Annotated in this window: 8 protein-coding genes; 6 read left to right on the top strand and 2 right to left on the bottom strand. The window is 65.3% G+C overall.

Features of this window, described 5'->3' with window-relative positions:
- The coding region (locus tag ACLHHB_RS10485; protein WP_410218232.1) for a dihydroxy-acid dehydratase at positions 1-748 on the bottom strand (748 nt) is incomplete at its 3' end.
- Between the two features lie 177 nt (positions 749-925).
- On the opposite strand from ACLHHB_RS10485, the gene ACLHHB_RS10480 reads away from it, so the two are divergent.
- From ACLHHB_RS10480 to ftsY, 6 genes are all read left to right on the top strand, one after another.
- On the top strand, positions 926-2,149 hold the full coding sequence (locus ACLHHB_RS10480) for an RSP_2647 family RNA methyltransferase (protein ID WP_410218231.1): 1,224 nt from the start codon (positions 926-928) through the stop codon (positions 2,147-2,149).
- Complete coding sequence (locus tag ACLHHB_RS10475; protein WP_410218230.1) at positions 2,149-2,688, top strand: RSP_2648 family PIN domain-containing protein; 540 nt, start codon at positions 2,149-2,151, stop codon at positions 2,686-2,688. Before ACLHHB_RS10480 ends, ACLHHB_RS10475 begins: the two co-directional genes overlap by 1 nt.
- Before the next feature lie 60 nt (positions 2,689-2,748).
- The gene (gene zwf / locus ACLHHB_RS10470) at positions 2,749-4,197 is read left to right on the top strand and encodes a glucose-6-phosphate dehydrogenase (protein WP_410218229.1); all 1,449 of its coding nucleotides are present in this window, start codon (positions 2,749-2,751) and stop codon (positions 4,195-4,197) included.
- Between the two features lie 2 nt (positions 4,198-4,199).
- Positions 4,200-4,871 (top strand): 6-phosphogluconolactonase, encoded by a 672-nt coding sequence (pgl, locus tag ACLHHB_RS10465; RefSeq protein WP_410218233.1) that lies wholly within the window; start codon positions 4,200-4,202, stop codon positions 4,869-4,871.
- A 17-nt stretch (positions 4,872-4,888) separates the two neighbouring features.
- On the top strand, positions 4,889-6,499 hold the full coding sequence (pgi, locus tag ACLHHB_RS10460; protein ID WP_410218228.1) for a glucose-6-phosphate isomerase: 1,611 nt from the start codon (positions 4,889-4,891) through the stop codon (positions 6,497-6,499).
- 92 nt (positions 6,500-6,591) lie between these two features.
- Complete coding sequence (ftsY, locus tag ACLHHB_RS10455; protein ID WP_410218227.1) at positions 6,592-7,632, top strand: signal recognition particle-docking protein FtsY; 1,041 nt, start codon at positions 6,592-6,594, stop codon at positions 7,630-7,632.
- Here the strand turns inward: ftsY and ACLHHB_RS10450 are convergent.
- The coding region (locus ACLHHB_RS10450) for a helix-turn-helix domain-containing protein (protein ID WP_410218226.1) at positions 7,618-7,797 on the bottom strand (180 nt) is incomplete at its 5' end. The two genes, ftsY and ACLHHB_RS10450, sit on opposite strands and share 15 nt — an antisense overlap.

The following is a 7,797-nucleotide window of genomic DNA, read 5'->3' as shown; positions in this document are numbered from 1 at the left end:
CGGGGTTCACGAAGCTCGCGCCCGGAAGGTGCAGGCCCATGAACTCCATCAGCATCTGGTTGGTGTTGGCCGTGCCATAGAAGGTGCAGGTGCCCGGGCTGTGATAGCTGGCCATCTCGGCGGCCATCAGCGCATCGCGGCCGATCTCTCCGGTGGCGAACTGCTGGCGGATCTTGGATTTTTCATCATTGGGCAGACCGGAAGGCATGGGGCCAGCGGGTACGAAGACCGCAGGCACATGGCCAAAGGTCGCTGCGGCAATGAACAGGCCCGGCACGATCTTGTCGCAAACGCCCAGGTACATCGCCGAATCGAAGCAGTCATGCGACAAGGCCACGCCGGCCGCCAAGGCGATCACATCGCGGGAGAACAGCGACAGCTCCATTCCCGGACGCCCTTGGGTCACGCCGTCGCACATGGCCGGCACGCCGCCCGCGACCTGCACGGTGGCCCCCGCCGCACGGCCCGCCGCGCGGATCCGCTCGGGATAATTTTCATAAGGCTGATGGGCGGACAGCATGTCGTTATAGGCCGTCACGATTCCGATATTGGGTTTGCGGGTCGTGGCCATGTCGCCCTTGTCGTCCATGGCGGCATAGGCATGGGCCTGGTTGCCGCAGGACAGATGGGCCCGGGCAGGTCCATCCTGCGCCGCGCGCGCAATCTTCTTCAGATAAGCGCTGCGTGTCTGGTCCGAGCGTTTGCGGATCCGGTCGGTCACGCGGTCGATCGTGGCGTGAAGGGTCATGGCGGCCTCCTCTGGCTTTGCAGCCAATATAGTCCGTTAGCGTTAACGCTTCAACAGGGCGCGGGCGACCTTGCAGTCATCCGGCCTTCGTCCCGAATTTTTGCGTCCGGAACAGGGGCCCCGTGCCTTGTGCGGCGCGGGGTGGCGTGTCAGATCGGCTGGGAAAGGAATTCAGTCATGAGCGATCTGTTCCCCTCTGATCCCACTGCCCCTGACCGGCCCGTCATCCGCCTGCGCCCAAAGTCCAAGCCACAGGCCATCCGGCACGGGTTTCCTTGGGTCTTTGCCGACGAGGCCGTTCTGGACCGCCGCACCAAGGCGCTGCCCCCGGGCGGACTGGCCGTGCTGGAGGATGCCGAGCGACAGCCCTTGGCGTTGGTGACCGTCAACCCGGTCTCCAAGATCGTGGCGCGGGTGATGGACAGTGATCCCGGCGCCGTGGTCGACGGGACTTGGCTGCGCCGCCGTCTGGCCCGTGCACTGGACATGCGGGCAAGGCTTTATGACGCGCCCTTCTACCGGCTGGTCCATGCCGAGGCGGACGGCCTGCCCGGGCTGGTGGTCGACCGTTTCGGCGACACAGCCGTGATGCAGCCGAACGCGGCTTGGGCGGATGGCATGGCGGGTGACATCGCCGATGCGCTTGTCGAGGTTGCAGGCGTTTCAACGGTGATCCTGAATGGACAGGGCCGTGCGCGCGGGCTGGAAGGACTGGATGAGCGGATGGAGGTTCTGCACGGCACAACCCCTGACGCCCCTGTGCAGGTGCGGATGAACAACGCGACTTATATGGCCGACCTGATGGGCGGGCAGAAGACGGGGCTGTTCTTTGACCAGCGTCCGAACCAGGCCTTCACCCAGCGGCTTGTTGCAGGCGGATCGGTTCTGGATGTCTTCAGCCATGTCGGCGGGTTCGGCCTGGCCTCGCTGGCGGCCGGTGCGACAAGGGCGCTCTGCGTCGATGGCAGCGCGGCTGCCCTGCAATTGGCACAAGGCGGGGCGGACGCCATGGGCGCGGGCGACCGGCTGGAGGTCATGCAGTCGGATGCCTTCAAGGCGCTGGAAACGTTGGCGATCGAGGGACGGCAGTTCGACGTGGTGATCTGCGATCCCCCTGCCTTTGCGCCGTCCAAGCCCGCCCTTGAGGCAGGTCTTCGCGCCTATGAGCGGGTGGCCAAGCTGGCGGCCCCGCTGGTCGCGCCGGGCGGCTATCTGGGCCTGTGCAGCTGCAGCCATGCGGCCGATCTGACGGCGTTCCGCAATGTCAGCGCGCGCGGCATCGGACGCGGGGGGCGGCGCGGCGTGCTGATCCATACGGGTCAGGCGGGTCCCGACCATCCGACCCTGCCGCAGCTGGCCGAAACGGGCTATCTGAAGGCGCTGTTCTTCCGGCTGGACTGATGCGCGTCGTTCTGGACGCCAATGTCCTGTTCCCGACCATCCTGCGCGAGATCCTGTCGGATCTGGCGCAGGCGGGGCTGTTCCAGCCCCTCTGGTCCGACAGGATCCTCGAGGAATGGCGCCGCGCCGCCGCCCGTCTCGGTCCCGAACAGGATGCCGTTGCAGGGGCTGAGATTGCGCTGCTGCGTTTGCGGTTTCCGCGGGCCGTTCAACCGGGTGACGGTCAGGCCGCCATCGACCTGGATTTTCCCGATCCCGCCGACCGGCACGTTGTCGAGACGGCTCTGGCAGGCAAGGCTTCGCTGATCCTGACCGCCAACCTGAAGGATTTTCCTCAGGGACTGATGGGGGGTCTGGGGCTTCGCGCGCTTCATCCCGATGCCTTCCTGCTGGACCTGCAGCGCCGTGATCCGGCCCCTGTTCTGGCCGCCTTGCAGGCCGCCCGAGACAAGGCGCAGGCCATGGGCGGCAACATGACAATGTCCGAAATGTTGAAGCGCTGCCGCCTGCCAAGGCTGGCCAAGGCGCTGAAAGGTTGAACCGCATTGTTGTTATCGCTAACAAGAGGTATGGCGAATGCCAACCGCAAGGAGGACAGCATGGTCTCGCGTGTCATTCCGGTCGATGATTTCGACCTCGTGATCTTTGGCGCCACTGGTGATCTTGCCCATCGCAAGATCCTGCCCGGCCTGTTCCGCCGCTTTCGGGCAGGGCAGTTCCCGGCCAGCAGCCGCATCATCGGTGCCGCACGCACCGAACAGGACGACGATGCCTTCCGCGCCGAGATCGCCGGCGCGATCTGCGAATTTTCCGGCGTCGGCAAGGATGATCCGCAATTGGCCGAGTTCCTGGCGCTGCTTGGCTATGTTCCGATCGATGCCAAGGGCGAGGGCGGATGGCAGGCTCTCAAGGAGCGGATGCGGCCCGGTGTCGTTCATGCCTTCTACTTTTCGGTCGCGCCCGCGCTGTTCGGTGATATCGCCGAACGTCTCGCAGGGCACGGGATCGCGGATGACGACAGCCGTATCGTTGTGGAAAAGCCCTTTGGCCGCGACCTGGCCTCGGCGCGCGCGCTGAATGCCATGCTGGCCCAGCATTTCCATGAACACCAGATTTACCGGATCGATCATTACCTGGGCAAGGAAACCGTTCAGAACCTGATGGCTGTCCGGTTCGCCAATGTCCTGTTCGAGCCGCTCTGGAACGCGCAGTTCATCGACCATGTGCAGATCACGGTCGCGGAAACCGTCGGCGTCGCCGGCCGTGGCAGCTATTACGACAAGTCCGGGGCGATCCGGGACATGGTCCAGAACCACATGATGCAGCTCTTGTGCCTGATCGCGATGGAGCCGCCCTATCACTTCGACCCCGATGCGGTCCGGGACGAGAAGCTGAAGGTGATCCGGGCGCTGCAGCCGGTCGAGCCGGGCGACATCGTCCGGGGCCAGTACCAGGGCGAAGGCGGCAAGAGCTATCTGAAGGATGCCGAAGATCCGGAGTCGCGCACCGAAAGCTATGTCGCGATGAAGGTCCGCATCTCGAACTGGCGCTGGCAGGGGACACCGTTCTACCTCCGGACGGGCAAGAAGCTGCGCGCGCGGACCAGCGAGATCGCGATCACCTTCAAGGAACCGCCACACTCGATCTTTGATGACAGCGGCGTGCCGAAGGCCAACGAGCTTGTCATCCGTTTGCAACCGAACGAGGGCATGAACCTCAAGGTGATGATCAAGGAACCGGGGCCCGGGGGGATGCGTCTTGTGCAGGTGCCGCTGGACATGTCCTTTGCCGAAGCGCTTGGCGCGGACGGGGCCGACATGCCCGATGCTTACGAGCGCCTGATCATGGACGTGATCCGTGGCAACCAGACGCTGTTCATGCGTGGCGACGAGGTCGAGGCCGCCTGGGCCTGGACCGACCCGATCATCAATGCCTGGGAAGACAGCAAACGCCGGCCCGAACCCTATGACGCCGGATCCTCGGGGCCAGACGAAGCGTTGCGCCTGATGCATCGCGACAATCGACGTTGGAGGGAAATCAGGGCATGACGATGGACTTCAAGGACTATCCCGACCGCGAGATGCTGGCCCTGTCGCTGGCAGACCGCATCGCCTCGCAACTGGCCCAGCATCTGCGCGGCAACGATCGCGCGACACTGTGCGTGCCGGGCGGCACATCGCCCGCGCCGGTTTTCGAAACGCTCAGCGGCACCGACCTGGACTGGGGCCGCGTGACCGTCGTTCTGGGCGACGAGCGCTGGGTGGATGGAGAGCACAAGCGTTCGAACTCGCGCCTGCTGCGGCGTCACCTGCTGAAGGACAAGGCCGAGGCCGCGGACTACATCGACCTTTACACCGGTGATGCCTCGCCCGATCTGGCGACCGAAGGACTGGCGGCGCGCCTGACGCCGCATCTGCCGCTGACCGTGGTCCTGCTGGGCATGGGAAACGACATGCACACGGCCAGCCTGTTCCCGAGGGCCGATCACCTCGAGGCCGCGATGGCCGCGGATGCACCGCCCGTCATGGCCATCAGGGCTGACGGCGCGGAAGAGCCGCGCATCACCCTGACCAAGCCGGTGCTGTGCGATGCCATCAACATCCATGTCCTGATCATGGGTCCAGAAAAACGCGAAGCGCTGGAGCGCGCGCAAAAGCTGGACCCGATGCAGGCACCCATCCGCGCCTTTCTTGACGTCGCCACCGTTCACTGGGCCGAATAAGCGAAAGACACCACCGCATGTCCGATATCTGGAACCGTCTGCAATCCTGCCGCAATGACCAGGGCGAAACGCGCATCGAGGCCTTATTCGCCGCCGACGCGCAGCGCGCCACGACCTTTTCGAACAGTGCCGATGGTCTGGTCTTTGACTGGTCCAAGACCATGATCGATGCCCAGGCACGCGACCTGTTGCTGGATCTGGCCCGCTCGGCCGGGCTCGAGGAAAGGCGCGAGGCGATGTTCGCGGGCGAAAGGATCAATGAAACGGAAGGCCGCGCCGTCCTGCACACCGCGCTGCGCAACCTGACAAACAGCGTGACGGTGGATGGCCGCGACGTCATGCCCGAAGTCCGCGAAACGCATGACCGGATGGCGGACTTCGCACGTCAGGTCCGCAATGGCAGCTTTGCGGGGCAGGGCGGGCGCATCACCGATATCGTGAACATCGGTATCGGCGGTTCGGACCTTGGCCCCTATATGGCAGTGCTGGCGCTTGCACCCTATCATGACGGGCCGCGGGCCCATTTCGTCAGCAATGTCGATGGTGCCGATATCGCCGATACGCTGAAGGAACTGGATCCGACAACCACGCTGGTGATCGTCGCGTCCAAGACCTTCACCACGATCGAGACGATGACCAACGCGCAGACGGCGCGTAACTGGATGTCGGCAAAGGTGACGGACCCGGCGGCGCAGTTTGTTGCGCTGTCCTCGGCCACCGACAAGACGGCCGATTTTGGCATCGACCCTTCGCGTGTCTTCGGCTTCGAGGATTGGGTCGGCGGGCGTTACTCCGTCTGGGGACCGATCGGCCTGTCGCTGATGCTGGCCGTCGGACCGGAGCACTTTGACAGCTTCCTGGCCGGTGGTGCCGCGATGGACACCCATTTCCGTCAGGCCCCGCTGGAGGCGAACCTGCCCGTCCTGCTGGCACTGGTGGGGATCTGGCACCATCAGGTCTGCGGCTATCCGACCCGTGCGGTGTTGCCCTATGACAACCGCCTGCTGCGCCTGCCGGCCTATCTGCAGCAACTCGAGATGGAATCGAACGGCAAGCGCGTGGCCATGGACGGCAGCGACCTTTCCACCGTTTCGGGCCCGGTCGTCTGGGGCGAGCCGGGCACCAATGGCCAGCACGCGTTTTACCAGCTGATCCACCAGGGCACGACGCCCGTGCCCTGTGAATTCATCCTGGCCGCCAAGGGTCACGAACCCGACCTGGCCCATCACCACATCCTTCTAGCCGCCAATTGCCTGGCCCAGTCCGAGGCGCTGATGCGGGGTCGCAGCCTGGAGGAGGCCCGCACCCTGATGGCGGCAAAGGGGCTGGAAGGAGCCGAGCTTGAGCGGCAGGCCCGCCACCGGGTCTTTCCCGGCAACCGCTCCTCCACCACGCTGCTGATCGATCAGCTGACCCCCTTCGCGCTGGGGCAGATCGTCGCCCTTTACGAACACCGTGTCTTTGTCGAAGGCGTGATCCTGGGGATCAACAGCTTTGACCAGTGGGGGGTCGAACTGGGCAAGGAACTGGCGCTCAAGGTCGAGCCCCTGCTGAAGGGCGAGGATGCGCCGGGGCACGATGCCTCCACCCTGCGACTGGCTGGCCTGATCCGCGAACTGCGGGGCTGAAGGCGTCGCGCCGGCATCGGTGAAAGCTTGGCCACGGCTTTTCCTTGCCAGCGTAACACGATAGGGTCGCGGCAGTACGGAAAGGTCTGATCATGGCGTTCTTCTCGAAACTGCGCGAGCGGCTGACCCGGTCTTCGACGAAGATCGGATCCGGTCTGGACGAGATCGTGGGCGAGGCGCCCGAGGCGGCTCCCGCTCCGGCCACGGAATTGCCCGCCCCTATCGCATCGCCCCATCCGCAGCCTGTTCAGCCGGGACTTGTCGGCCGCCTGTTCGGCCGCGGCGAAGCGCGGGTCGAAGAGCCGCGCCGCGCGCTGGACGACGACATGCTGGAAGAACTGGAGGACATGCTGGTCCAGGCCGATCTGGGCGTGGACACGGCCTTGCGGGTCACCGCCAACATCGCCGAAGGCCGGATGGGGCGGCGCGTGTCCTCGACCGAGTTGAAGGAGCTGCTGGCCGCCGAGATCGCGCGCATCATGGCGCCTGTCGCGCGGCCCTTGCCGATCTATCCCAAAAAGCCGCAGGTCGTGCTAGTCGTGGGCGTGAACGGCGCCGGCAAGACCACCACCATCGGCAAGCTGGCCAGCCAGTTCCGTGCCGCCGGGAAATCGGTCGTCATCGCCGCGGGCGACACGTTCCGGGCCGCGGCGGTCGAGCAGCTGCAGGTCTGGGGCACCCGTGCAGGCGTTCCGGTCATGGTCGCCCCCCAAGGGAGCGACCCGGCCAGCCTCGCCTATGACGCCATGGTGCGGGCCGAGGCCGAGGGCGCCGACCTGCTGATGATCGACACGGCAGGCCGCCTGCAGAACCGCCAGGACCTGATGGAGGAACTGGCCAAGATCGTCCGCGTGATCCGCAAGAAAGACCCGGATGCCCCGCACAACACGCTGCTGGTGCTGGATGCGACCACGGGCCAGAACGCCCTGAACCAGGTCGAGACCTTTCGCAAGCTGGCCGATGTCTCAGGTCTGGTCATGACCAAGCTGGACGGGACCGCGCGTGGCGGCGTTCTGGTCGCGCTGGCCGACCGTTTCGGCCTGCCCATCCATGCCATAGGCGTGGGCGAGCAGATCGATGATCTGGACGCCTTCGACGCCGACGAATTTGCCCGTGCGCTAGTGGGCCTCTGACCCACGGGCGGGCGAGCCGGAGGTGCCCCGCTCGCGGTACGGGGTGCTGCCGTACTGGGCGCGGTAGCATTTCGAGAAATGGGACGGGCTGGAAAAGCCCGAGGCCAGCGCGATCTCGATGATCGACATCTCGGTCTGCATCAGCAGGTTGCGGGCGCGGGCCAG

This window comes from Paracoccus sp. (in: a-proteobacteria) (assembly GCF_046462195.1).
In the GTDB taxonomy this organism is placed as follows: Bacteria; Pseudomonadota; Alphaproteobacteria; order Rhodobacterales; family Rhodobacteraceae; genus Paracoccus.
This window is presented reverse-complemented; position numbering and strand designations above follow the sequence as displayed.

Coding starts and splice junctions, on each gene's coding strand:
- ACLHHB_RS10480 (WP_410218231.1), top strand. CDS start 926: ATGAGCGATCTGTTCCCCTCTGATCCCACTGCCCCTGACCGGCCCGTC.
- ACLHHB_RS10475 (WP_410218230.1), top strand. CDS start 2,149: ATGCGCGTCGTTCTGGACGCCAATGTCCTGTTCCCGACCATCCTGCGC.
- zwf (WP_410218229.1), top strand. CDS start 2,749: ATGGTCTCGCGTGTCATTCCGGTCGATGATTTCGACCTCGTGATCTTT.
- pgl (WP_410218233.1), top strand. CDS start 4,200: ATGGACTTCAAGGACTATCCCGACCGCGAGATGCTGGCCCTGTCGCTG.
- pgi (WP_410218228.1), top strand. CDS start 4,889: ATGTCCGATATCTGGAACCGTCTGCAATCCTGCCGCAATGACCAGGGC.
- ftsY (WP_410218227.1), top strand. CDS start 6,592: ATGGCGTTCTTCTCGAAACTGCGCGAGCGGCTGACCCGGTCTTCGACG.